This window comes from Algoriphagus sp. TR-M9, from assembly GCF_027594545.1.
GTDB lineage: Bacteria > Bacteroidota > Bacteroidia > Cytophagales > Cyclobacteriaceae > Algoriphagus > Algoriphagus halophytocola.
On sequence record NZ_CP115160.1, the window covers coordinates 4,594,067 to 4,620,258 of the forward strand.

Consider the following 26,192-nt stretch of genomic DNA (forward strand, 5'->3'; position numbering starts at 1 on the left):
ATAATTAAAATGCAAGTTGTATACCTCCCATGATCGTGCGCGCTGCTGGGAACTGACCGTAGTCAATACCTGTACCTAAGGAGGAGTTGATACCTGTTCTTACAGAGATCTCGGGATCATACCCTGAGTAGTCTGTGAAAGTCAGGAGGTTTTGCGCGGAGACATACACTCTTACTTTTGAAATGTTTCCTTTACTCCAAGCATCTAATAAAGAGCTTGGGATACTATAGCCCAATGAGATGTTTTTCAGTCTGAGATAAGAACCATCTTCTACAAATCTAGAACTGGCTCTAGCGTTTCTATTCGGGTCGCCTGAGATTGCTCTTGGCACATTAGTATCGGTATTGTTTGGCGTCCATCTATCCAAAACCACCGCACTGGCGCCAAAAAGCCGGGTCATCCCTTCCGTGTGATAGCGTAGGTTGTTGAAGATTTCGTTGCCAGAAACACCTTGCCAAAACATAGTGAAATCGAAGCCTTTGTAAGAGGCATTCATGTTCAAACCATAGGTGAAGTCCGGAAGGTAATGGCCTAGATTAGTTCTGTCATCTGCGTTGATCACACCATCATTGTTGATGTCTCGGAATCTGATGTCTCCTGCTTCTGCATCAGGCTGCTGACTGGTGTCTTCTCCACTTTGGAAAATTCCGTCTGCAATCCAACCGTAGAAATAAGCAATAGGTTGACCTTCCTCTGTCAGGGTCATGGCATCTCCTTGGAAGTTTGGACCGAAGATGGTGTTACCAGAACCTAGAGAAACCAGCTCATTGCTTACAAATCCCATGTTTCCGTCAATTGCCATTTGAAAATCGCCAGATCTAAGCTCATAGCCTGCAGTGATTTCAAATCCAGTGTTTTTCACTGTACCTACGTTAGCCACAGGGGCTCCGTCATATCCCAATGAAGGAGGGATCGGTACACCTAGGATCATATCCTCGGTAGTGTTTTCGTACCATTCCAGAGCTAGCGTGAACTGGTCATTGAATAAGCCTAAATCCAGACCTATGTTTTTCATGATGGTAGTTTCCCATTTCAGGTCGGCATTTGCAAGTGCTGAAATCGTACTACCTGTCAGCAGGTTCTCATCAAAGTTGTAGAACAAGTTTGAATTAATAGTGGCTTGGTACACATAATCACCGATTCGGTCATTACCTGTCTCGCCATAACTGGCACGCAGTTTTAAATCACTCACAGCATCCAGGCCTTGCATAAAGCCCTCTTCGCTAATTCTCCATCCCAAGGAAAGAGATGGGAAGGTACCCCATTTATTATCCGGACCAAATCTGGATCCTCCATCTCGTCGGATACTAGCGCTGACTAGGTATTTCTGCGCATAATCATAGTTCACACGACCTACGTAAGAAATCAAGCCATACTCTGTTCTAGTACTTGAAGTAGTCTGGTTTTCCACACCCTGAAGTTCTTTCACTTCATTGGTGAGGGAGTTTTGACCGGTTCCATTCAGCGAGGTGAAGGTGGAGGTCTGTCTTTCGATTACTCCCAGTAGGTCAATATGGTGCTTTCCAAAGTCTCTATTATAAGTGAATTGATTACTGATCAATGGAGAGACAAAAGTAGATCTGGTCTGACCTATGGCTGCAAAAGGCTGGATACTGAAATCACCCGCATTGAATGCTGGAGTATAGTCAAAGGTATTTCCTAATCCCAAGTCCATTCCTACAAGGAGCTTGTAATCCAATCCTTTTAGGATATTCACAGTGATATAAGCAGAGCCTAAGATTTTGTAGTCCACAGTATTATTTCGTCTCAGAGAAGCATTTAACACGGGGTTTTCCGGATCTGAGCCATCTACCCGATCTGGTGCTCTAAATCCACCAAGTCTGCTGGCATCTCTTACCGGAATGTAAGGGACGGATTTCACGATATGCTCCAACTGACTACGTCCACCGGAGAAAGGTTCGTTGTTTCTATCAGAGTAGGCTACAGTGAGGGTTTCCCCTATTTTGATCCTATCGTTGATCTTAAATTCTGTATTGGATCGAACTGAGATTCTTTCAAATCCGGTTCCTCTCATAATTCCTTCTTGGGAGAAATATCCCACAGAGAAGTTATAGAGCACATTGTCCGTACCTCCAGCTACACTCACATTATAGTCCTGGATAGGAGCAGAGCGGAACATCTCATCTTGGTAATCGATGTCATTATTGGCAAACTCTCCCAGGTCATCAAATCTTGCCGGGGCGTCTTCGCCTGCATTACCAAGTAAATCACGCCCAAATGCGATGTACTGGTCTCTATTTAGTAGATCCAGCGTTTTCCAGGCATTTTGTGAACCATAATATCCATCTACGGACACTAGAGGCTTACCGGCTTTTCCTTTTTTGGTGGTCACGAGGATTACCCCATTTGCACCTCTGGAACCATAAATGGCAGCAGTGGAGGCATCTTTTAATACTTCAATAGATTCAATATCGGCTGGGTTGATTTGGTTGAGCCCGCCTGCTGGCATACCGTCAATTACATATAGGGGATCATTGTTTCCAACTGTACCTATACCCCGTATTCTCACCAGTGGATTGGTACCTGGAGATCCGGTATTGGTCACAGCCACCCCGGCAGCTCTACCTTGTAGGGCAGAGGCCAAACTAGGGACTGGCAGCGCACGGATTTCCTCTGAGCCTACCGATGAAATGGCACCGGTGACTTTTGCCCGCTCCTGTGTACCATACCCTACTACTACAACCTCAGAAAGTGAAGAAAGGTCTTCTTCCAATACCACAGAGAGCTGGGAAGAATTTCCTACACGAACTTCCTTAGAAGTGTAGCCGATAAATGAGAATACTAAGATGGATTCGTCCGAAGGGACTGTTAAGCTAAAATTGCCGTCAATGTCAGAGGCTGTACCTGTGGTGGTACCTTTAATTAGCACGTTAACTCCGGGCATGGCCTCCCCGGTTGAGGATGTGATGGTGCCGCTTACATTTCTGCTTTGGGCAAAGGCACTTCCTGCAAAAATCAATAGCAGGAGCATTGGGAGCACAAAACCTTTGACATCTAGCCAAGGTGGGAGTGCTCGCGATTTTGGGTAAATCGTTTTGTACATAGTAAAATTGTTTAGACAATTCCTTTTGAATCGTCAGGTTTGAGATGGGTTATTGCTCGTTCAGTTTTCTGAACTTACCTATGAAAGTAAGAACAAATTATTCTATAAAACAAAATTTTGTCTATGTATTTATATAGGGAATATTGTATGTTCAAACATTAAAATAACTGATATTTAATTTTTTAAAAATACTTTTTGGGGATAGTAAAAAAATTACTCAAAGCTTCTGGTGCATTGTCTAAAAACTTTCCCTTTTTAGGCTTAAAAACAATAATTTCGCTTTGAGAAGCAGATCCAAAAGAGATGGGGAAATCTAATGACCAAGCAGAAATGGGCATACAATTCAGTCCCCTGGAGCGATTTTAGTTTTATCTACTTACAGCAGTAAAAGCTGCCACTACTCCATCAAGCGAGTACAGAGCGTTTCCATTTACTTGGTGAGCTTTCCTTCTGGCTGTCCTTTTTCCAGGATGAGGCTTTTTGGACTTTGCGGATCAAAGAAAAACTGGACGATATTTTTTTGATCTGGAAAATCATCGATTAAAATTTCATTCAATACATGGATACTGGATGGCTTTGAAACGGCTTCTGACTCAAAATAAAACCAAGCTGCATCTTCCTCCACCTCATGACCGAGGTAGCGCATTGTTATTTCACGTCCTTCTATCCAGTATTTGTTCTTACTCCTGATGTATTGGTTGATTTGATCTTCTAGCTTTTCCTTGTTCGCTGGATTCAAAAAGTCTATGGATTCTTCATGAAAATTTCCCAAGGCTATTTCCAGATCATCCCAGAAAATCTTCTGCGAAACCTCCAGGTGCTGGGTGTTTTCGTTCCAGGCTATTTCCGTCAGACTCAGGTGAAAAGGGTGATAGAATACCAGCCATCCCAAGCTGATCATAGATATGTAAAACTGTTGCATTTGGTATGAAGTCGTCTGTCTTTTCTGGGAATAATCCTGTATTATTGCGCAATTTACTTCTTTAGAGGTACATCACCCCATACTATGAGTTCATTTCAATTGTATTTTCGCCTTGGACTTCAGCACATCCTGGATATCCAAGGTTTTGATCATATTCTTTTTGTATTGGCATTGTGTGCGATCTACATCCCCCGGGACTGGAGGAAGATAGTCGTGCTAGTCACTGCATTTACCATAGGTCACTCGCTTACCTTGGCTTTGGCTACATTTAAGTTAGTGCAGGTCAATTCGGACCTGATTGAATTTCTGATTCCGGTTACCATCGCGATCACTTCTTTTATCACAATTCTTCGACCAAAACCCTCCAGTGGCAAAGGAATTAATATCAATTATGCCTTTGCCTTGGTTTTTGGATTGATCCATGGCCTGGGTTTTTCCAATTACCTCAGGGGACTGCTGGGCAAAGAGGCCAGTATTTGGCAGCCCTTGTTGGCTTTTAATTTGGGCTTGGAGCTCGGGCAATTGATCATTGTGGGAATTTTCCTCGTGGTCACTTCTATACTGGTGGGGATAGCAGGCGTCAGCCGTAAGGAGTGGACTTTGGTGGTAGCTTCCATGGTATTCGGAGTAGCATTGATGCTGATGCTGGAGACCAAATTTTGGTAATTGGTGAAGACAAAAGATATTGTATTGGAATTTAAACCCATAAAATAGATTTATGAGAAAATTATTCGCATTAACACTACTGGCAATTTTGGGGATATTCCCTGCTTTTGCGCAGCATTCAGAACAAAATCATGCCGAACGCTTTGAGCAGCTGGGGACCATGCTCAGAACGCCCAATGTGTACCGGACCGCCTCTGGTGCTCCAGGACATATGTATTGGCAGCAGCAGGCAAATTACGTGATCAATGTGGAGCTGGATGATGAAAATCAGTCTATCAAGGGTTCTGAAAAGGTCACATACATCAATAATTCCCCAGATCAGCTGACCTACCTCTGGGTGCAGCTGGAAGAAAATCAGCGTGGAGCTGGTTCAGACGCTCCCAAAGTGGCGCAGAGTTCTATTGGAAACCGCATGACCCTTCGTAACCTGCAAGGTATCATCTGGGCTAATGATGACTATGGCTATAAAGTATTGGAAGTGACAGATGCCAAAGGAAATCCTCTACCTGTCACGGTGAATAATACCATGATGCGTATCGACCTACCTACACCGCTCAAGGCTGGAGATTCATTTACTTTTGGTGTAGAGTGGTCTTTCAATATCACCAATCGTGTGGGCTATATCTCCGGAAGACCTGGCTATGAATATTTTGAAGAGGACGGCAATTACCTGTACACCATGGCGGAGTGGTTTCCGAGAATGGCGGTTTACTCAGACTTTGAAGGATGGCAAAACAAACAATTTCTCGGAAGAGGAGAATTTGCCCTGGTATTTGGTGATTATGAGGTGAATATCACCGTCCCGGCTGACCACATGGTGGGCGCTACAGGTGAGCTTCAAAACCCAAACCAAGTGCTTTCATCCACTGAACTGGATCGCTGGAATAAGGCAAAACAAACCTATGATAATCCAGTGGTCATCCGTACGCAGGATGAAGCTACAGAATTCGAGAAGGGCAAGTCTACCGAGAAAAAGACCTGGAAGTTCAAAGCTGAAAATGTACGTGATTTTGCATGGACTTCTTCCCGCAAGTTCATCTGGGATGCCATGGCTGTGAAGCAAGGAGGCAAAGACGTAATGGCCATGTCTTACTATGCCAAAGAAGCCAATCCCCTTTGGGGTCAGTATTCTACCCGTGTGGTAGCGCATACCATCAAATCTTACTCTGCCCATACTTTCGATTACCCGTATCCAACTGCGATTTCTGTAGAGGCTGCAAATGGTATGGAGTACCCAATGATCTGTTTCAACTATGGTCGTCCAGATGCTGATGGGACTTATTCGGAAGCGATAAAAAATGGAATGATCGGCGTGATCATACATGAAGTTGGACACAACTTTTTCCCAATGATCGTCAACTCTGACGAGCGTCAGTGGACTTGGATGGATGAAGGACTGAATACCTTTATGCAGTTTATGGCCGAGCAGGAATGGGATAGAAACTTCCCTTCGCGCCGTGGACCCGCGCACAAGATCGTTCCCTACATGAGAAGTCCTGTAAATACCCTGGAGCCGATTATGACCAATTCGGAAAATATTATCCAATTTGGGCCAAATGCTTATGCCAAGCCAGCCACTGCGCTGAACATCCTTCGAGAAACTGTAATGGGCAGAGAGCTGTTTGATTATGCTTTCAAGGAATATGCGAATCGATGGAAATTCAAGCACCCGACTCCAGATGACTTGTTCAGGACTTTGGAAGATGCTTCGGCAGTTGATCTGGACTGGTTTTGGAGAGGATGGTTCTATGGCACTGAGCCGGTAGATATTGCGATTGAAAATGTATCCTTGTACAAAATGGACAACCGTACACCGGCTGAGAAGAGTGCAGATCTACAAGCTGAGGCGGAACGTGAAGAAGCCTTTGTGACCAAAGAATATAACAAAGCAGCAGTGCCAGAAACGGTGATAGAAACAGATCCTGCTACACGAGATTTCTACACTAGCTATAATCCGTTCACTGTGACTCCTGAGGATGAAGAAAACTACCGCAAATTCATGGCTAGCCTTAGTCCTGAGGAAAAGGAACTGATGGAGAAGGATTTGAATTTCTATGAGATCAATTTCAGGAATGTAGGTGGTTTAGTCATGCCTATTATACTTGAATTCCAATATGCTGATGGTACTTCGGAGATAGAACGAATTCCTGCAGAAATCTGGAGATTAAATGAGACAGCCGTGACCAAAGTATTTGTAAAGGAAAAAGAAGTCACTCAGATCATTTTGGACCCTAAAAGAGAAACTGCCGATATCGATGAGTCGAATAACTACTGGCCAAGACAATACCTGCCAAGTCGATTTGAATTGTTCAAAGGATCAGGCGCTGCTAGAGGGACATCTACGGGTAGTAATCCTATGAAAGAGGCACAGAAGAAGTAAACTGAGACAGTATAACTGAGAGAAAAAGCCGGCGAAAGTCGGCTTTTTCCATTTCATGAAATATTCATGGTGATTATTGACCACTTTAATTACCTTGAAAATCAATTGAAACAACCCAAACCCTTACCTATGAAAAAGATCAATCTGATTGCAAGCTTGCTAATTCTTGCAGTTACTTTTATTAGCTCAACTTCTTTTGCGCAAAAAAGAGATTTCTATGAGCTTAGAACTTACCATATTGAGAGTGGCGAGCAAGAGGCTATGCTAGACCATTATTTTGAAAATGCTTTGATCCCTGCTGCACACAGGCAAGGTGTGTCTAAAGTAGGTGTGTTTAAACCAATCGCAGGCCAGCCCAATGAAGGAAAGGAAGTTTATTTGTTTCTCCCTTTCAAAAACATGAATGATTTCGTGGCTTTGGAAGGAAAACTGGCGAAAGACCAAGCCTATCAGACTGCCGGATCTGCCTACATCAATGCTTCCCATACCAATCCACCTTACAAAAGAATTGAAAGCTCTCTACTTCAGGCAATGAGTGGACAGCCGAAGTTTGCGGAGTCTAACTTGACCAATGCAAAGAAAGATAGAGTCTATGAATTGCGTAGCTATGAAGCTGCTACGGAGCGTCTGTATCAGGCAAAAGTGAAGATGTTCAATTCCGGTGAAATGGATATTTTCGAGAAGCTGAATTGCAGTCCGATTTTCTATGGGGAGACCATAGCTGGGGCGAATATGCCAAACCTTTGGTACATGACCACTCATGAAAATATGGATATCAGAAATGAGCACTGGGATCAGTTCCGCGTAGATCCAGATTGGGAAGCCATGAAGGACCTGCCAGAATACGCCAATACGGTTTCTCATGCAGATGTTTTGCTGCTTTACCCAGCGGAGTACTCTGATTTGTAATTGAAAGTGAAAAGCCGGCGAGAGTCGGTTTCTTTACCGCAGGGCGCACAGCATTTTATCATTTGTCTATAATTGCTGAGTTGGCCCACAACTCCAGTGGAGGTGATTTTCGCAGACCTTCCAGGATTTCAATCCCTGGAAGGTCTTCTTTTTACCCATTCACTTTTCTCACAATTCCCTCAAAAATCCTCACTCCGGTCTCTATCAGTTCATCCGGGAAATCATAGCTAGGCTCGTGTAGCTGCGGGCAGCTTTCCCCTGATCCCAGTCCAAATAGATAAGAAGGGCAAGATTGACTAAACAACCCAAAGTCCTCTGACCAGCGAAAAGGTTCTTCTTTTTCAATTTGATCCAGCCCCAGTTCTTTAAATGCACCCTTGGCTATTTCAGCCGCATGAGGGTCATTCTTTGAGACTGCGAAGGATTCTACAAAACTGAAATTGCATTCGAGTTTTTCACTTTTGGAGATGCTTTCGGCCTCTTTCGTGATCAGTGTCTTCAAACGGTCCAGATCATCCTGATCAAAAGCCCGAATAGTCAAGCTCAAACTCCCCTTTCCGGCACTGGTGCCAAAGGCCAAGCTCCCAAGTTCCGCATGGATCACTGTGACTAGGGTAAAGGACCTGACCTTTTCGGTAAGCTTTGGCAGAACTTGGATCATTTGGGCAATGGCAGCTGCGGGGTTGATTCCCGCATCAGGATGAGCAGCGTGGGATGTTTTACCTGTGAGGGAAATAGTCAAGCCTACACTTCCTGCTGCGAAAGTGTCCTGTCTCACGACCACTTGATGGAGTGGGAAGCCAGGGAGATTATGCAGGGCAAAGGCGTAATCAGGTTGGATCCGATCATAGTTGGGATCTTCTAATATTCTTTTTGCTCCCTCACCAGTTTCTTCGGCAGGCTGAAAAAGCAACACCACCTCCCCATTCTCGGGTCTTTGGGCAGCTAGCTTTTCTGCTAATCCACAGATGATGACCATGTGTCCATCATGTCCGCAGAGATGGGCTTTGCCGGATAGCTTACTTTTGTAACTAGGCTTGCCGGTTTCGTGGATAGGTAAGGCATCTAACTCAGCTCGGAAGAGAAGTCGAGGTCCTGGTTTTTTACCTTCGAAAATAAAAGCCAGACCTGTTCCGCCTAGGTTTTGAATGATATGATCAGGTTTTAGCTTATCTATAAATCCTAAAATCCTTTCAGCAGTGTGGGTTTCTTGTCCGGCGATCTCGGGATTTTCATGTAGATCGTGACGTAGTTTTATCAGTTCGGTAAGCGGCATAGCTTAGTATAAATAATCAATTTCTAAAGCGCTAAAGGTCAGTTGGAATCATTTTTGTCGAAAAAAATGAGGCATACATCAGGAACTTTTCAGGATGGATGCCTATTTTAGATCAACACTTCTTCAACCCTTAATCTAACTTTTATGAGCGAAGCACAAATTGAACAGTACAACGAGCAAATCCAAGCACTTGAGGCACAAATCACCGGTGATATGTTTGCTGACATGGAAATCAGAGACAAAATCCACAATTTGAAGATGGAACGCGACGGTGTAAAACCTACCGATTCCAGCATTGATTGCGTAGGCTGCGGAAGTTAATCCATACGTCTTGGCTAGGTATTTTATCATTTACAAACCCTTTGGGGTTCTAAGTCAATTTTCAGGAGAGGGGCATACATTGGCCTCTCTTTTTGATTTTCCGAAGGAGGTATATCCGGTGGGAAGACTGGATAAGGACTCCGAAGGCCTACTGCTGATCACTGATGACAAGTGGTTAAACCACCAGCTGCTCAATCCGAAATTTGGCCATCAGCGCACCTATTATGCCCAGGTAGAAGGAGCTCCCCAGGCCCAAGACCTCAGGCCACTCACACAGGGAGTTCTGATCAACGTAGATAAAAGAGACTATAAAACTAAGCCAGCCATTGCCAAGCTGTTGGCCCGGGAGCCGGACCTTCCAGATCGAGATCCTCCTATCCGGTATAGGGCCAGCGTTCCGGATACCTGGATTGCTCTGACTTTGATAGAAGGGAAAAACCGACAGGTACGGAAAATGACGGCTGCCATAGGATTTCCGACTTTGAGGTTGGTGCGCTGGTCAATGGAAAAGCTAAGTATAGGGGGATTTGAAGTGGGCGAAGTGAGAGAAATGGATGAAACCGAAATTTATCATAAGTTGGGGCTGACAGGTTTTAAGAAGAGGGACAGGAATAAATCAAGGCGGTAGGTCCTTTCCTGATCAAAACCTTCGAGGTTGTGTAAACCTCAAAGGTTATCCACCGCTGCGTCGCCGCGCCGCTGCGAGAAATAATTATTCGCTTCTTCGAGAAATAACCTTCTTAAAAAATCATAAAATCCCTTTGATCGCAATGCATTACCGCTTCTAAGATTTAAGATTGTCCTTTGAGACAAAATCATCTATTTTAGTCTCCCTTTAGTTGCACTCAAAGATTTAAATTCCATGCATCAGGAAAAAATAGCAAATGTCATCCAGGAAGTACGAAAAGTAGTAGTAGGTCAGGATCGAATGGTGAACAGACTTTTGATCGGGCTTTTTACCAACGGCCACATCCTTCTGGAAGGTGTGCCGGGGCTTGCAAAAACCCTTACCGTAAATACCCTGGCCAAAGTTCTTCATCTGGACTTCAATAGAATTCAGTTTACCCCGGATTTGCTTCCCGCGGATCTGATCGGAACCATGATCTATAATCAGCAGGCGGCTAATTTTGAAGTGAAAAAAGGGCCCATATTTTCAAACCTAATCCTGGCAGATGAGGTAAACCGTTCTCCTGCCAAAGTGCAGTCGGCCCTTTTGGAGGCCATGCAGGAAAAGCAGGTGACAATAGGCGAGACCACCTATCAGCTAGACCGTCCGTTTTTGGTTTTGGCTACTCAAAACCCCGTGGATCAGGAAGGTACTTACCCACTTCCAGAAGCTCAGGTAGATAGATTCATGATGAAAGTGCACATAGACTATCCTAGCAAGGCAGATGAAATGGAGGTAATGCGCCGGATGGCTAATATGTCCTTTAGCTCAGATGTAGATGCCATGCTTTCGAAAGAGGACATTTTTGAAATCAGAAATCTGATCAATTCCGTGAAAATGGCTGAACCTCTGGAGCATTACATTATAGAATTGGTTTTTGCCACCAGATTCCCTGATCAATATGGGCTGAAGGAGGAAGCTAAGTACATTCAGTTTGGTGTTTCCCCCCGTGCCAGCATCAATTTGAACTTGGCATCTAAGGCAGTAGCATTCATGGATGGCAGGGATTATGTCCTACCAGAGGATATCAAAGAAATCGCGGAAGATGTACTGAACCACCGAATAATCCTCAATTATGAAGCTGAGGCAGACGGGGTGAACACCCGTGATCTGGTAAAAATCCTAATGGAGAAAGTACCAATTAACAAATCGGTAACATTGAAGTAATAGCTATTTCACTAAAAGGGGGTTTTTCGCAAGAGAAGCCTTTTTTTATGCGCTTTTTGTTATTCCAATATTAAATTCTGATTCTTTTTTTAAAAAAACCATAATTCAGAAAATTCTATTGAGGTCAAAAATTGATACAGTTTTGCATCGTCAATAAAGGCAAAACCATAATCAATTATAATTCTCAATGAAAAAGTTAAACTCACTCTTTCTCCTATTTGCAGCTGTAGCAATCGGATTCTCTAGCTGTGTAGATGGAAATGACAATCCAGTAGATCCAGTAGATCCTGAAGAGGATGATGTACTATTGGTTGAGTCCAATATCTCTTCCAATACTACTTGGGAAACAGGCAAAACGTATGTGCTAGGTGGTAGAATCACAGTGACTTCTGGAAATACCCTTACCATTCAGCCAGGTGTAATAGTGAAAGGTGAAGTTGGATCTGGATCCAATGCTACTGCCTTGATTATCGCAAGAGGTGCTAAAATTGACGCGCAAGGAACTGCTGATTCTCCTATCATCTTCACCACCATTGCGGATGAAATCATGCCGGGTCAGATCGCTTCTCCAAACCTTGATCCAGATCTTTCTGGTCTTTGGGGTGGTCTTATTGTACTAGGAAATGCCAAAGGCTCTTTCGCTGGTGATGTGACTGAAATCCAAATTGAAGGTATCCCACCGTCCGATACTAACGGCCTATATGGTGGTTCTGACGATGAAGATAACTCAGGCGTGATCAAGTACATCTCTATCCGTCACGGTGGTGCTAACATCGGAGAAGGAAACGAAATCAACGGCCTTACACTAGGTGGTGTAGGTTCTGGAACTGTAATCGAAAATGTAGAAGTAATCGCTAACCAGGATGATGGAATCGAATGGTTCGGAGGTACTGTAAGTGTAAAGAATTCGATCGTCTGGAATGCAGGTGATGATGCTTTGGATACTGACCAGGCTTGGGCCGGTACGCTAGACAACTTCGTAGTAGTAGCTGGTGGCGAGACTGATCACGCATTGGAAATCGACGGACCTGAAGGTTCTTACCTAGCTGGACATACGCTTATGAACGGTACGATCATCGGTAGCGAAGCTGCTGAAATGGGCGACTTCAGAGATGGCGCCATGGGTACTTTCGAAAACATCTACTTTGTAAACTTCCCTGACCCGGCTGCTACAGACGGTCGTGGAGATCTTTCTCTAAGCGGTGACAAGACGCTTGCAACTTATGCAGATGGTACTTTGAAATTCATGAACCTAGAAGCTACTCTAGCTGAAGGTGTGGCATTGTCCGACGTGTTCAAAGGTGGTACTGCTGATTCGGCTATGAGTGTAGCTGAGGGTGCAAACACTGTAGGTGCTGACCTTTCAGCCTTTGGATCTTGGTCTTGGACTTCCGTAGCAGGAAACCTTTCAGGACTGTAATATTCTAATCCACAAAGAAGGAAGAATGAGCTTGCAAGGTGATTTCTTCCTTCTTCCCTTTATTAATTGCTGTATGAAAAATCAATCTACAAATCAGTTCATGAAAAGAACATTTGTACTCATTCTGCTGGTACTTTCTCAAGTGTTTGCAGGATTCGCATTTGCCCAAAAAGGAACAATTCGAGGTACCATCTTCGATGAAATCACGGGCGAACCTCTGTTTGGTGTTTCGGTTCTAGTGAAAGAAACATCCTCTGGTGCTGTCACTGATTTTGATGGCAAATTCGAAATTCAAGTAGATCCAGGAAGCTATACGCTTCAGCTTTCTTACATCTCTTATTCTACCATAGAGCTTACGGAGGTAGAAGTGAAAGCAGACGAAGTCAATGTGCTCAATGATTTATTGATGGCTGAAGAAGCATCAGATCTTGAGACGGTGACCATTTCAGCAGCTGCAATCAGAACTACCGAGGCAGCGTTGATGTCTGTCAAAAGAAATGCGGCCAACCTGATAGATGGGATTTCGGCCAGCACATTCCGCCAAATCGGAGATGGGGATGCAGCTTCAGCAGTGAAGCGTGTCACCGGTGTTTCCATAGAAGGCGGTAAATACATCTATGTTCGTGGCCTGGGTGATCGATACACCAAAACGGTACTAAACGGAGTAGATATCCCTGGCTTGGACCCAGACAGAAATACCATTCAAATGGATATTTTTCCTACGAATGTGATTGACAATATTATTGTTTCAAAATCCTTCACTGCGGATCTTCCTGCTGATTTCACCGGAGGTGTAGTGGATATTGAAACCAAAGACTTTCCTGAAGAAAAAACAATGAGATTGAGCCTGAGTGGAGGTATCAATCCATCTATGCACTTCAATTCCAGCTACCTGAAATATGATGGTGGAAAAACAGACTTTTTAGGCTTTGACGATGGTACCAGAGCGATCCCAACTGACGGGAGAACAGACATACCTCAGTACGGTGATGCTGTGGGTAATCCAAATGGCCCTGCAGGTATGGAGTACCAGCGAATTCTAGGTGACTTTAATAAGACCCTGGGAGGATACAGATCCAATAGCTTAATGGACATGGGAATCAGCTTTTCCTTAGGGAATCAGATTGCAAAGCCAAAGGCGACTTGGGGGTACAATTTCGCTCTGACTTACAAGAACGAAACGGAATTTTATCAAGATGCAGAGTACAATCTGTACGCAAAGCCAAGAGAGGCATCAGCCACAGAGCTAGAGCCACTTGAGAGACAGCGTGGGGACTATGGTGTAAATAATGTGTTATTAGGAGGTTTGGCAGGAATTGCATTAAAAACTGACAACTCCAAGTACAAGCTGAACATCATGCACCTCCAAAATGGAGAATCCAAAGCTGGTCAATTCAACTTTATCAATACGAACCTTGGAGCAAACTTTGAGGCATCTCAATATAACTTGGAATATAGTCAAAGAGGACTGACCAGCATTTTGCTTGGAGGAACTCATTTTCTGAATGGAAATGAATGGGAGGTCAACTGGAAAGTGGCGCCTACCAGATCTACTATCTCAGATCCGGATATACGATTTACCCGATTCAGAGAGCCTACGAACACTGTTTCTACCGAAGTTGGGCTTCCGGCAAGAATCTGGAGAGATCTAGAGGAGTACAGCATTGTGGCCAAGGGAGACATAGCAAAGAACCTTTCTTTGTTTGCAAGAGAAGGCAAGTTGAAGTTCGGTGGAAATTATGTATTCAAGCAGCGTGATTTCAACATTCAATCCTTCCAGTTTGCTACCGGAGACACGGAATTCACCGGAGATCCTAATGAAATATTGCTGGATGAAAACCTATTCTCAGCTGACAATAGAAACGGGGTACGATACAATGCTGATTTTATTCCTATCAATGCAAATGAATATAACTCCATCGCTACCAACATGGCGGGATATGCTTCCTTGGAGGCCAATCCGGCAGCAAACCTAAAAGCAATCCTAGGCTTGAGAGTGGAGCAATATAATCAGTATTATACCGGTACAAACCAGACAGGAACGATCAACTTTGATTTGGTAGAAATGCTGGATGATCTGGATTTCTTCCCCACTGTAAACTTGATCTTCAACATCAAAGAAAACCAAAACCTACGGGCTTCTGCTTCCAGAACTATCGCTAGGCCTTCTTTCAAAGAATTGTCCTACGCAGAGATCCTGGATCCTATTTCGGGCAGAACTTTCATTGGGGGACTGTATCCAGAAACCACCAATGGCGGAACAGAGGTACTTTGGGATGGCAATTTGGTTTCCACTCGTGTGAATAACTTTGACCTAAGATGGGAGGCCTTCCAGGATAGAGGTCAGATGGTTTCCGTAAGTGCTTTCTATAAGACATTTGACAAGCCGATAGAAATGGTTCAGTTCCTTGCAGATCCAGGAACCTTCCAGCCTAGAAATGTAGGTGATGGTACGGTGGCAGGTTTGGAGTTGGAATTCAGAAGAAATCTGAAGTTCATCACTCCTGCGCTGGAGAACTTGTCATGGAATACTAACGTGACTGTGACCAAGTCTCAGATCGAAATGTCCGAATCTGAATTCAGATCTAGAACACTTACGGCCAGAGAAGGTCAAGTCATAGACGACACGCGCGATATGGCAGGTCAGGCTCCATACTTGATCAATACAGGCTTAAACTACCAGTCTTATGTGACTGGCTGGGAAGCTGGGATCTACTATAATGTGCAAGGTTCTTCTCTCCAATATGTAGGCTTTGGTAATAGAACTGATACGTATTCAGTGCCATTCAATAGCTTGAACTTGAATATCAACAAGACCTTCGGTGCAGATGAAAGAATTCAGGCCGGTATGGGTGTACAGAATATTTTAAATTCAAGAAAAGAATATGTCTTCCAATCCTATCAGGCAGAAGATCAAATCTTCTCTAGTCTTTCTCCTGGTACCAAAGTGAACTTTAGAGTGGCGTTTTCATTCTAGGAAACAAACTAACATAATAGAAAAAGGCTCCGGACTCGGAGCCTTTTTTATTTTTTCTAGGGAACTTGCCTAGGTTAATCTTCGGATGATTTCTTCTGATTTGGGATACTTTTGAAGTAGTTGATCTGCTGAAAAAAGCTCAAAATCCTTAAAATCAAATCCTGGGGAGACTACACAGGACACTAGCGCATAACTGTTTTCCTCATCTACAGTGCTTCCAAAAATGCTGTCTGCTTTTACCAGTTGTTGTGGAGCGCATTGTAGATCCCTTCCAGGCAATCCTAGTTTGAGTACTTCATGCCCATAGGCTGTGAGCAAATGAATACTGAGCGGACTTCCTTCATGGAAAAACCAATGCTCATCGCTTTTGATCCTGTGGAATCTGGAAACATTCTCAGAGGTCAGTAGAAAATAGATTACTGTCACCAGGTTCCGCTCACCTGCCTCTGTAACCAAAGTCTGGGTTGATCTATAGGTTTCCTTGTAAAACCCACCTTCTGGATGAGGTAGGAGATCCATTTTTTCCACTAGGAATTCGATTCGTTGATTTTGGTTCATTGGGAACTTGGATACGCTTTGATTAAAATATCCACAATTCGCTCAGCTGTCTTTCCATCCCAAAGTGGAATTTCCTGGTATTTTTTCCAATCCCCAGCCATTATTTTGTCCAGGTATGGTTTTAGTTTGGCGGGGTCAGTCCCTACAAGTTCATTAGTTCCTAATTCTATGGTCTCCGGTCGCTCTGTATTGTCCCTGAGTGTAATGCAGGGGACGTTCATAACTGAAGCTTCTTCGGTGATTCCTCCAGAGTCGGTGATGACTCCTTTGGCATTTTTCACCAGATAGTTGAATTCTAAATATCCCAAAGGATCGCTCATCAGAAGATTGGAGGCATGGATGCCTAGGGATTGAAGGTTTTTAGCAGTTCTCGGATGTACGGGGAAAATAATCGGCAGTCCAGCCGTTCCCTCCAGAATGGCCTCAATCATGGCTTTGAGTTTATGCTCCTGATCCACATTGGCAGGGCGGTGCATAGTCATCACGAAATATTGTCCAGGCTGAAGCTTATCAAAAATATCCCCTTCAGGCTTTTGAAATCTTGGTAGCTGAGCCATCAGAGTATCGATCATGGTGTTGCCCACAAAATGGATCTTTGATTCCTCAAATCCACTTTTACGTAAGTTTTCATTCGCTTTTTCACTGGTGGTGAAAAAATGATCGGTGATGCTATCAGTGACCATTCTGTTGATTTCCTCCGGCATGGAAAGGTCACCGGAGCGAATACCACCCTCTACATGGGCTACATCCACCTGAAGTTTTTTGGCAGTAATAGAGCATGCCAGCGTACTGGTCACATCTCCCACCACCAGCACGATGTCTGGGCGATTAGCGAGCAATTCTTTTTCAAAAGCCACCATAATGGCAGCTGTCTGTTCTGCCTGCGTACCACCGCCTCCACCTAAATTGGCATCTGGTTCAGGGATGTTGAGTTGCTCAAAAAAGTCGCCAGACATTTTTTTGTCATAGTGCTGACCCGTATGCACCAGCCTATAATCTACCGGGATACCTTCTTTTTTCTTTTGGATCAACTGGTGAATAATGGGAGCGATCTTCATGAAGTTTGGTCGAGCTCCTGCGACAATAGTAAAACTGGTCATAGCTATGCTTTGATTTGACCCAAAAATAAGCAATCCTTTAGCAGCTGGGGAGTGAAATTACCTTTCTTTTCCTACTGCCTAATTGGCTCCTTTTTTGTTTCTTTGCAGAGGTTGATTATTTCATTAATAGATTTAAATGTACACAATTACCTACTTCAAGGGATTTAGTTTCTTCTTCCTGGGGTTGTCTCTACTCTTTTTTGCTTCCTGTTCTGATACTTTGGAGTCCGAAGTAGTAGCATACAGCAATAATTTCTCAGATGCAGACCTTGCCGGGTTTGAAAACGGCAGGCTTCAGATATTTGAAAATGACACTGTGGTAGGTTATTATCACAATGAAGAAATAGCCGTAAACCTTTCTGGTCTGCCTTCACATAATATGTTGAAAGTGACCATAGATGTGCTGATTCACGATAGCTGGGATGGAAATCAGTCTGGCTATGGTAGTGGGCCGGATCAGTGGTTTTTTGGGGTAGATTCGGAGGAGGTTTTTAGAACTACTTTTTCCAATACTCCATGTGAATCCACCTATTGTCTTTACCAGTCCTACCCGGACAATTATTTCAAACAGAATGTACCTAAATCCGGGGCGGTTCAGACCAACTTGCCCGGACTTTGTATTTTTGGACCAGTAGCCAATTATACTTCTAGATACAGTATTTCCAAGATTATTGAACACAGCAATTCCTCCGCAAGAATTTACATGAACTCTGATTTGGTTGCTGAAAACTCTCCTGACCCTTTTTGTGACGAATCCTGGTCTCTGGCAGAAATCACTGTAGAAGCCCTAATTGTGAAATGAGCATGTTCAAGACTGACACTATATTGAAAAGTATTTTTGGAGTGTGCTTACTTTTAGCGCTCAACTCGCCAATTTTGGCTCAGACCGTTCCGCTGGGGATGCCGGTTCTGGATGATTACCTGCGTAGGGCACAGTTACTGGGTAAAGTTGATTCTGCGTCTTCCTTTATGATCAGACCACTTTATCCCGTGGAGGCTTTTGGGATGCAAGATGGATTTGATCTGGACAGTTCTGTGGTAGATATGGATTTGTCCAAAGTCAATACCAGATTTGGGAAAGATAATAAGGGCAAGTTTTTACTGCTTCCGGTAACGCTCAAAACACAGTATAACTCCACTTATGCCTTTGGTGTAAATGATGGGGCATTTATTCCCAACCGTGGCATTCAGGCTATTTTGAGCCCAGGGGCCTATCTAGAATATGGCCCCCTGAGTGTGCAGTTTCAGCCAGAACTGCTCATGGCGCAAAATAAGGATTACAAAGGGTTTCCTATTGAGCATCAAGCCACCATTTTATTCTATTATGAATATATGAACCGCATAGATATGCCGGAGCGATTTGGGGATGATGCATATAATCAGGCTTACCTCGGTCAGTCTAGTATTAGATTAAATTATAAAGAATATTCTGTAGGCTTATCGTCAGAAAATCTCTGGTGGGGTCCAGGACGACGAAATTCTTTGTTGTTGGGTAACAATGCTCCTGGTTTTCTGCACTTTACATTAAACACGAGAAAGCCAGTCCAGACCAAAATTGGTTCTTTTGAAGGACAATATATCACAGGTTTTCCGAGTTCTTCCGGATTTTTGCCGCCACTTTCTGACTATAATATCCAGGAAAATAACGTCTATATCCCAAAACCAGAGGATAACAAGCGTTTGCTTTCGGGTGTAGTTTTTACCTATCAGCCTAAATGGGTACCAGGTCTATTCTTGGGTTATGGATCTACGAGCCAGATGTATAGAGATGATGTGTCTACGCTGGGCGATATAATCCCTGTATTCAATGGGCGCAAAAAGGCTGAAAATATTGTTGACCCCATTCAGGAAAAGCGTCAGCAGTTTAGTTCAGGGTTTTTTAGATGGTTGAGCGCTGCAGGTAATTTTGAGTTTTATGGAGAATACGGTACGCGGGACAATGACCGGCGGCTAGGCGATTTTCTCATTACGCCAGAGTCAGGCAGAGCCTTCACCTTTGGTTTTTCCCATTTGATGGAATTGAAAAAGCCCGGCCATTATTTTCAGCTCAGCTCAGAGATGACCCAGACAGGACAGACTATCCGGGAAGACATTCGGGATCTGAAAACTTGGTATATTCATGACCATGTGGTAGATGGATACACCCACAATGGTCAGGTTTTGGGGGCGGGAAACGGCCCGGGTAGCAACGTGATTTTTGTGGAATTTGCCTGGGTAAATAAAATGAACCGGATAGGCTTTCAGATGGAGCGTATCGTTTACAATAATGACTTTTATTATTACCGATATGAAGCGTCTAAAGACTGGAGAAATAAATACGTAGATCTGGTACCTTCTTTAATCGGAGATTGGAGATTTGGTAATGTGCTTTTGAATGCGAGATTGCAGTATGTGAATACCTTAAACTACAAGTGGTATTTAGAGAATAACCCAGACCAGTACTTTGTGCCGGGATACGATAGAAAAAACTTTGTGGGTCAGGTTGGCTTGGCTTACATGTTTCAATAAGAATTAGCTTTTAAATAATGGTAATCGAGAAAAATAAAGTAGTAGGGATTTCCTACAGCCTAAAGGTAGATGACGGTGAGTCTGGCATGGAGCACTATGAGACTGTACCTGAAAACAAGCCGTTTTACTTTCTCCTTGGGGCGGGAGAAGTCTTTCCAAAATTCGAAGATGCGCTGATAGGGAAATCTGCAGGGGATGAGTTTTCGGTTTTTTTGGACTTTGAGCATGCCTACGGGGATTACATGGAGGAGAAAAAGACCATTATTCCTAAGGCTAACTTTAAGCAAAAAGGGAAAGACAGTAAAGAGCTACTCCGCGTAGGAAATGTGATCCCCATGCAAGATGATCAAGGCCGTCAGATCCGTGGTGAGATCATGAAAATAGACTACATAGGCGTACACATGGATTTCAATCCCCCATTGGCTGGCTATGACCTGCAGTTTGACGGTAAGGTAATAGCTGTGCGTGATGCTCAACCCGAAGAGCTAGAGCATGGCCATGTGCATGGTCCGGACGGACACCACCACCATTGAAACACTAATGCCCTGTTCATTGAATAGGGCATTTGTCGTATAGGGCTAGCGGGAGTTTGAATTTACATTTGAGTAAAGAAGCGGGTACAGATGGAGGAAAAATATATCAAACTTCTGAAGCGATTGGCTTTACTTGGATTCTTTATTGCCTTCATGGCATAAGGAGCATTCAGGTTTACTGAGAACAACTTTTTACTGGTCTGTTCGGAAAATTAGGGGTGATTAATCCGGCAGTGTAGGCCTCCAAGATTTTGGAGGTCATTTTTATTTAGAACTTGCCGTGTATTGGATTTGGTCTTCAGCGAGTGCCTTAAGGCCTTCTATTCTTTCAGAATTATACAATTCTAATGCTTTCTGAAGCTGTGCACTGGCATACTGATATTCCTGCTGGTTGAAAAGTGAAATGGCATCATTGTAATATTGTAATCCTGCTAGTTGCTTCAAGTTCACCTTTCTGAATACTGCATTGTCCCAAAGTTCGTTTTTCGGAGCACCCAGTCGCTTATCCACAGCTTGCAAGGTGGCACTAGCCACAGGTTGATAGCTTTCCAGATATTCAGCCACTTCAGAGGGAGCAGTCATCATACCACCCACAGGTAAAGTGCTCTCCAGGATAATGTCTTTTCCTTCAAAATTCACTCTGATGAAAACATGATAGTCGGTTTCGACAATATCAAACTCAAAACCATAACGGTCCAATAATAGCCCCAATGCTGCAGAAGCACTCACACAGTCGTATTTTCCAGCTGTCAGCATGGTGTTGAAGGTGGAGTGCTGCTCGTAGGTTTGGAAGAGCCTTTGGTGGGATTTTTCAAATACCTTCCTTAAAAGCTTATAATCTGCACCTTTTTTATTAAATCTTTTGTCCAGATCCTGGACCAAAACCTTCCAGTTTTCATCGGACAATTGCTCATCTGCCTGCACTGCCCTGAACAGATAGTAAGGATCTTCTTGGCCTTCGACCCAAAGTGCTTTTTCTGATTTGTTTTCAAAAGTCAACTCCTCCGGATTTTCAATACTCTCCTGGCCTTGTGCAATAAAGCCAAGGGCAGAGATTAGAAAATATGTGAGAAGAAATTTTTTCACCTAGAATGAAGCTAATGTTACCTTTTGTACGGTCAATGTTACGTAAAGTTAACAATTTGGTAACATTAAAGCATGAAAAACCCCAAAACTTAACATTGGGGAAATGTGATTACTTCACTTACCGCCTTGTGATCAGGTAGTTTGAGGTACAAGTGGCGCGGATCTGTGCAAAAAATTGGAAGGGCTATTCGTGGTGATAAGGCTCGTTTCTCAGGATAGTAAATCCACGATAAAGCTGCTCGATAAAAAATGGTCGGATCATCTGATGGGAAAATGTCATTTTGGAAATGGAAAGCTTTCCGTTGGCTCGGGAGTACACAGCGTCTGAGAATCCGTAAGGTCCGCCGATCACGAATATTAATTGCTTCAGGCCGGCATTCATTTTTTTCTGAATAAATGCCGAAAAATCCATGGAAGTGTAGCTTTTGCCTCGCTCATCCAGCAAAATGAGATCGTCAGATGGTATTGTTTTTTTGAGGATAAGCTCGCCTTCTTTCTCCTTTTGCAAAGCTTCAGAAAGTGATTTGGTGTTTTTGATGTCCGGAATCACTTCCACTTCAAACTTGATATAAAAATTGAGTCGCTTCGAATACTCAGCTATGAGTTCGTTAATAGCCTTGTGGTCAGTTTTTCCGATTGCGATCAGTTTGATTTGCATGTTCAAATATCTGAAAATTCTCCCGTACACAGAAAAATAATGCTGGTGTTTAGAGCTATAAGTAGCTTTCGAGGGGTTTTTATAAAATTTGTAAAAAATTGACAAACAATTACTTACATGGGCTGTTAGGTGGTAGTAAACCAATAAAAAAACTAAACAATTAACTACCATGAAAAAAACAGGAATTGCGTTTATGATGATGCTATTAGTAGTGGCTTCTTCATTTACATTAAAAACGAACAGCGTACACGAAACCAAGTTTGATGCGGACATCGTGGAATTAGCTGCATCACAGGATTTTTTAACCACTCTAGTAGCTGCTGTTAAAGCTGGTGATTTGGTAGAAACACTCCAAGGTGATGGACCATTTACCGTTTTTGCCCCTACCAATGAAGCTTTTGCTAAGCTTCCTGAAGGGACTGTAGAAAACCTATTGAAGCCTGAAAATAAAGCCCAACTGGTCAAGATCCTTACCTACCATGTGGTACCGGGAAAAGTGATGTCGGCTGACCTGAAAAATGGTCAAATGGCGAAAACCGCTGAGGGAAGCTCGATCAAAGTGACCTTGATGGACGGTAAAGCCATGGTCAATAATGCAACGGTCACCACTGCTGATATTGAAGCGGACAATGGTGTAGTGCACATCATAGACACGGTGATCATGCCGCCAATGTAAATTTTGTTGAGGGTTAGTGTTTAGAGGCTGTTCCAAAAGATTTTGGCAGCCTCTTTTTTATGGGTTTGGTTTTTTATCTTTAGAATGCAAACTCTAAAACCATCACCCTAATGAAATTTTATTCACTCTTAGTCCTTTGGATGTGCTCCACTTACCTTGTAAATGGACAATCCGAAGTATCCCCCTTTTTCACATTCAACCCTACGCTTACCCCTGATGGACAGACCGTGATCTTTAGCTATGAGGGTGATCTTTGGAAAGTACCAGCTGCAGGAGGGGAATCCGCTAGGATTACTGCTATGGAAGGAGAGGAAACCAATCCTGCAGTTTCTCCAGATGGAAAATGGCTGGCTTTTTCGGCCGAGCAATATGGCAACAAAGATGTTTTCATCATGCCGCTGGAAGGCGGTGAGATACTTCAGCTTACCTACCATGAAGCAGCAGATGAAGTGGAGTCCTGGAGCTGGGATAGTCAGAAGATTTACTTTAGCTCAGGCAGGTATAATACTTATACAACTTTTGAGATTGCTGTAGATGGAAGTACGCCAAAGCGGCTTTTCCCACATTATTTCAATACCGTACATAACACTGCGGTGAGCCCTACAACCGGCGAAGTATTTTTCAATGAAAGCTGGGAAAGTAAAAGGTTTGCGATCCGCAAGCGCTATAAAGGGGAGTATAATCCCGATATCAAATCCTATAACCCGGAGACCAAAGCGTATAAACAGTACACAGATTATGAGGGAAAAGACTTTGGAGTGACGATAGACCAAGAGGGGAATGTCTATTTCATGTCAGATGAAGCAAATGGGGAATACAACCTTTATACTTTCAAAAATGGCGTAAAGACCCAGCTCACAGACTTTACCAGTTCGATCATGTGGCCAAAAGTCAGTGCCAATGGTCAGAAAGTTGTTTTCCAAAAAGATTATCAGATCCACGTGTATGATGTGGCTACAGGTGAGACTATCCAGCCAGCATTCTCACTTTTCCAGAACCAGACATTGGCAAAGGATATCTCTAGGTCCGTATCGGGAAATGTAAGTTACTTCGATGTGTCTCCTGATGGGAAGAAAATTGCTTTTGTTTCCCGTGGTGTTCTTTTTATTTCTGATGTTAAAGGCAAGTTTATCAAGCAAATCCCTACCCATGCCAAGGAAGCTGTGGAAGAGGTGAAGTGGATGTCTGATAATGAATCCCTGCTTTACACCCGCACAGTCAAGGGTTATCATAATCTTTTTACCATTTCTGCCCAAAATCCGGAGGATGAAAAGCAATTGACCTCAGATCAAGATAAGAATAGAAATCTCACGCTAAATGAAGATAGAACTTTGGGGCTTTACATCAGTGGAAGGAATGAAGTGCGGGAAATTGATCTAAAGACTATGGAGAGCAAAACTCTGGTGGAAGATGAGCTTTGGGGGCTTTATACACCTAGTGCCTATTTCTCACCTGATGATGCATACGTGGTGTTCTCACCCATCCGAAATTTCGAGCGCGAAGTAATGGTATACCATAGGCCTTCAGCTAAGGTGATTAATTTGACCCAAACCCGCGTTACAGAAACCAACCCAGTATGGTCTCCGGATGGCAAATACATCTATTTCACCAGTGACCGTACTCAGCCAAGCTATCCTTACGGTACCACTGAGGCTCATCTTTATAGGATGAAGCTGGAGAAGTTTTCAGAGATTTTTGAGTCGGATAAGGTAGAGGAGCTTTTTGCAGAGGAAGAAAAAGAGGACAACGACAAAGGAGATGAAAAAGAGGATAAATCGGTACAAGTGAAAATCAGTACAGGTAACTTCATGGACAGGCTGGAGTTGATCGGGCCTTCCTTTGGGCAGCAAGCTGATCCATATGTGTATCAAAAGAAGGGGAAAACCATGGTATTTTACATTTCCAATCATGATGAGGGTACGTCTAAGATGTGGAAAACTACCTTGGAGGACTTTGAAAAAACAAAGACCGAAAAAGTCTCTGATCAGCGAATGGGCGGTTTTGATATCGTAGTAGCGAAGGATAAATTGTACTTAACCTCCGGTGGAAAGCTGCATACTTTTGACCCGGCAAGCAATAAAACAGAGGAGATTAAACTGGAGCATTCATTCTCAAAAAATCTACAGAATGAATTTGAGCAGATGTATTATGAGGCTTGGGCAGGCATGGAGCAAAACTTCTATGACGGAGATTTTCATGGTCAAAATTGGCAGGAACTTCGGGATAGGTATGCACAATTTCTGCCTTTTGTACGCAGCAGAGCTAATCTTTCTGTGATTTTCAACGAAATGCTAGGTGAATTAAATACCTCACACTTTGGCTTCAATACTAGTGGCGCTGAAGAGAGAATCTACCTTGGAGCTAGATCTATGGAAACCGGAATTGTTTTTAAAAATGATGCCCCATTCGTAGTAGATAGGGTATTGGCGGACAGTCCACTTGATCTGGATCCAGTGCCAGTGAAGCCAGGTGATGAGCTCCTTGCTGTGAATGGAATAAATGTGGATAAGTCTATAAACCGGGAGTTCTATTTTTCTTCTCCAACTCTTGCTGAGGAACTGGAGTTGACTTTTCAAAGGGATGGAGAACAGCTGAAAGTAAAGGTTCATCCGGCTTCCTATTTTGCGATGAGAACCTGGCTATATGACGAGTGGATGGATAGCAATGAGGCCTATGTGGATGAGAAAGCAGACAATAAAATCTCCTATGTGCATATGAAAAATATGAGCGGTGGAGAACTCCAGCATTTCCTAGAATATATGGTTTCAAACAAAGCAGATCGGGATGGGCTGATTTTGGATCTCAGGTATAACACCGGGGGTAATGTGCACGACCGTGTACTTCAGTTTCTCAGTCAGCGAAGCTATCTGCAGTGGAAATATAGGGACGGAGCTTTGACCAACCAACCCAATTTTTCCCCATCGGATAAGCCAATTGTTTTGCTGATAAACGAGCAGTCCCTTTCTGATGCAGAAATGACTGCGGCTGGTTTTAAGGAGTTGGGCTTAGGGACTATAATTGGAACAGAGACTTACCGCTGGATCATATTTACCTCTGGTCAGGGATTGGTAGATGGGTCGTTTTATAGATTGCCTTCCTGGGGCTGTTACACCTTGGATGGGAGAAATCTAGAGACGGAAGGCGTAGCTCCGGATATCCGAATGGAGGAGAGCTTTGTGGACCGCCTAGAGGGGAATCAAAAGCAACTTGATAAGGCAATAGAGGTGATAATGGACCAAATGAAGAAATAAAGCCAGCAGATAATCGAAGCTTAGTTGACTTGGCGCTAAATGCAAAAGCCTCC

Annotated in this window: 20 protein-coding genes; 13 read left to right on the forward strand and 7 right to left on the reverse strand. The window is 43.5% G+C overall.

Annotated elements, in window-relative coordinates; genetic code table 11:
- Positions 1–4 precede the first annotated feature (4 nt).
- Positions 5–3,064, reverse strand: coding sequence for a SusC/RagA family TonB-linked outer membrane protein (locus tag PBT90_RS19645; RefSeq protein ID WP_264808200.1), 3,060 nt, complete (start codon positions 3,062–3,064; stop codon positions 5–7).
- Between the two features lie 430 nt (positions 3,065–3,494).
- Positions 3,495–3,986, reverse strand: coding sequence for a DUF6702 family protein (locus tag PBT90_RS19650; RefSeq protein WP_264808201.1), 492 nt, complete (start codon positions 3,984–3,986; stop codon positions 3,495–3,497).
- Positions 3,987–4,070: 84 nt separating this feature from the next.
- Here PBT90_RS19650 and PBT90_RS19655 point away from each other — a divergent pair, with 84 nt between their 5' ends.
- From PBT90_RS19655 to PBT90_RS19665, 3 genes are all read left to right on the forward strand, one after another.
- On the forward strand, positions 4,071–4,652 hold the full coding sequence (locus tag PBT90_RS19655; protein ID WP_264808202.1) for a HupE/UreJ family protein: 582 nt from the start codon (positions 4,071–4,073) through the stop codon (positions 4,650–4,652).
- Positions 4,653–4,704: 52 nt separating this feature from the next.
- Entirely contained in the window at positions 4,705–7,032 is a 2,328-nt protein-coding gene (locus tag PBT90_RS19660; protein WP_264808203.1) for a M1 family metallopeptidase, read from the forward strand.
- 129 nt (positions 7,033–7,161) lie between these two features.
- On the forward strand, positions 7,162–7,941 hold the full coding sequence (locus tag PBT90_RS19665; protein ID WP_264808204.1) for an NIPSNAP family protein: 780 nt from the start codon (positions 7,162–7,164) through the stop codon (positions 7,939–7,941).
- Positions 7,942–8,092: 151 nt separating this feature from the next.
- Here PBT90_RS19665 and PBT90_RS19670 read toward each other — a convergent pair whose 3' ends face one another.
- Positions 8,093–9,217, reverse strand: coding sequence for an amidohydrolase (locus PBT90_RS19670; protein WP_264808205.1), 1,125 nt, complete (start codon positions 9,215–9,217; stop codon positions 8,093–8,095).
- Between the two features lie 144 nt (positions 9,218–9,361).
- On the opposite strand from PBT90_RS19670, the gene PBT90_RS19675 reads away from it, so the two are divergent.
- The 5 genes from PBT90_RS19675 to PBT90_RS19695 all read left to right on the forward strand — a co-directional run bounded on the left by PBT90_RS19675 (position 9,362) and on the right by PBT90_RS19695 (position 15,769).
- The gene (locus PBT90_RS19675) at positions 9,362–9,538 is read left to right on the forward strand and encodes a hypothetical protein (protein ID WP_264808206.1); all 177 of its coding nucleotides are present in this window, start codon (positions 9,362–9,364) and stop codon (positions 9,536–9,538) included.
- A gap of 10 nt (positions 9,539–9,548) precedes the next feature.
- Positions 9,549–10,166, forward strand: a complete 618-nt coding sequence (locus PBT90_RS19680) for a pseudouridine synthase (protein ID WP_264808207.1) — start codon at positions 9,549–9,551, stop codon at positions 10,164–10,166.
- A 234-nt stretch (positions 10,167–10,400) separates the two neighbouring features.
- Complete coding sequence (locus PBT90_RS19685) at positions 10,401–11,372, forward strand: AAA family ATPase (protein WP_264808208.1); 972 nt, start codon at positions 10,401–10,403, stop codon at positions 11,370–11,372.
- Between the two features lie 187 nt (positions 11,373–11,559).
- A complete protein-coding gene (locus PBT90_RS19690; RefSeq protein ID WP_270130779.1) occupies positions 11,560–12,792 on the forward strand; it encodes an autotransporter outer membrane beta-barrel domain-containing protein in 1,233 nt (410 codons plus the stop codon).
- A 100-nt stretch (positions 12,793–12,892) separates the two neighbouring features.
- Complete coding sequence (locus PBT90_RS19695; RefSeq protein WP_270130781.1) at positions 12,893–15,769, forward strand: TonB-dependent receptor; 2,877 nt, start codon at positions 12,893–12,895, stop codon at positions 15,767–15,769.
- A 69-nt stretch (positions 15,770–15,838) separates the two neighbouring features.
- Here PBT90_RS19695 and PBT90_RS19700 read toward each other — a convergent pair whose 3' ends face one another.
- A complete protein-coding gene (locus PBT90_RS19700; protein ID WP_270130783.1) occupies positions 15,839–16,327 on the reverse strand; it encodes a cupin domain-containing protein in 489 nt (162 codons plus the stop codon).
- A complete protein-coding gene (gene wecB, locus PBT90_RS19705; protein ID WP_264808212.1) occupies positions 16,324–17,427 on the reverse strand; it encodes a non-hydrolyzing UDP-N-acetylglucosamine 2-epimerase in 1,104 nt (367 codons plus the stop codon). Before wecB ends, PBT90_RS19700 begins: the two co-directional genes overlap by 4 nt.
- Positions 17,428–17,563: 136 nt before the next feature.
- Here wecB and PBT90_RS19710 point away from each other — a divergent pair, with 136 nt between their 5' ends.
- From PBT90_RS19710 to PBT90_RS19720, 3 genes are read left to right on the forward strand one after another with little or no spacing between them, the layout of a single operon-like run.
- Positions 17,564–18,229, forward strand: coding sequence for a hypothetical protein (locus PBT90_RS19710; protein WP_264808213.1), 666 nt, complete (start codon positions 17,564–17,566; stop codon positions 18,227–18,229).
- Between the two features lie 2 nt (positions 18,230–18,231).
- Positions 18,232–19,935, forward strand: a complete 1,704-nt coding sequence (locus PBT90_RS19715) for a capsule assembly Wzi family protein (protein ID WP_264808214.1) — start codon at positions 18,232–18,234, stop codon at positions 19,933–19,935.
- 17 nt (positions 19,936–19,952) lie between these two features.
- Positions 19,953–20,468, forward strand: coding sequence for an FKBP-type peptidyl-prolyl cis-trans isomerase (locus PBT90_RS19720; protein ID WP_264808215.1), 516 nt, complete (start codon positions 19,953–19,955; stop codon positions 20,466–20,468).
- A 264-nt stretch (positions 20,469–20,732) separates the two neighbouring features.
- Here PBT90_RS19720 and PBT90_RS19725 read toward each other — a convergent pair whose 3' ends face one another.
- Positions 20,733–21,554 (reverse strand): hypothetical protein, encoded by an 822-nt coding sequence (locus tag PBT90_RS19725; protein ID WP_264808216.1) that lies wholly within the window; start codon positions 21,552–21,554, stop codon positions 20,733–20,735.
- A gap of 184 nt (positions 21,555–21,738) precedes the next feature.
- Positions 21,739–22,212 carry a 23S rRNA (pseudouridine(1915)-N(3))-methyltransferase RlmH gene (gene rlmH / locus PBT90_RS19730; protein WP_264808217.1) on the reverse strand — a complete coding sequence of 158 codons (474 nt, stop codon included), beginning with the start codon at positions 22,210–22,212 and terminating at the stop codon, positions 21,739–21,741.
- 169 nt (positions 22,213–22,381) lie between these two features.
- Here rlmH and PBT90_RS19735 point away from each other — a divergent pair, with 169 nt between their 5' ends.
- Together PBT90_RS19735 and PBT90_RS19740 are read left to right on the forward strand one after the other, a co-directional pair.
- Complete coding sequence (locus PBT90_RS19735) at positions 22,382–22,888, forward strand: fasciclin domain-containing protein (RefSeq protein ID WP_264808218.1); 507 nt, start codon at positions 22,382–22,384, stop codon at positions 22,886–22,888.
- Positions 22,889–22,998: 110 nt separating this feature from the next.
- A complete protein-coding gene (locus PBT90_RS19740; RefSeq protein ID WP_270130788.1) occupies positions 22,999–26,139 on the forward strand; it encodes a S41 family peptidase in 3,141 nt (1,046 codons plus the stop codon).
- Positions 26,140–26,192: the final 53 nt, after the last annotated feature.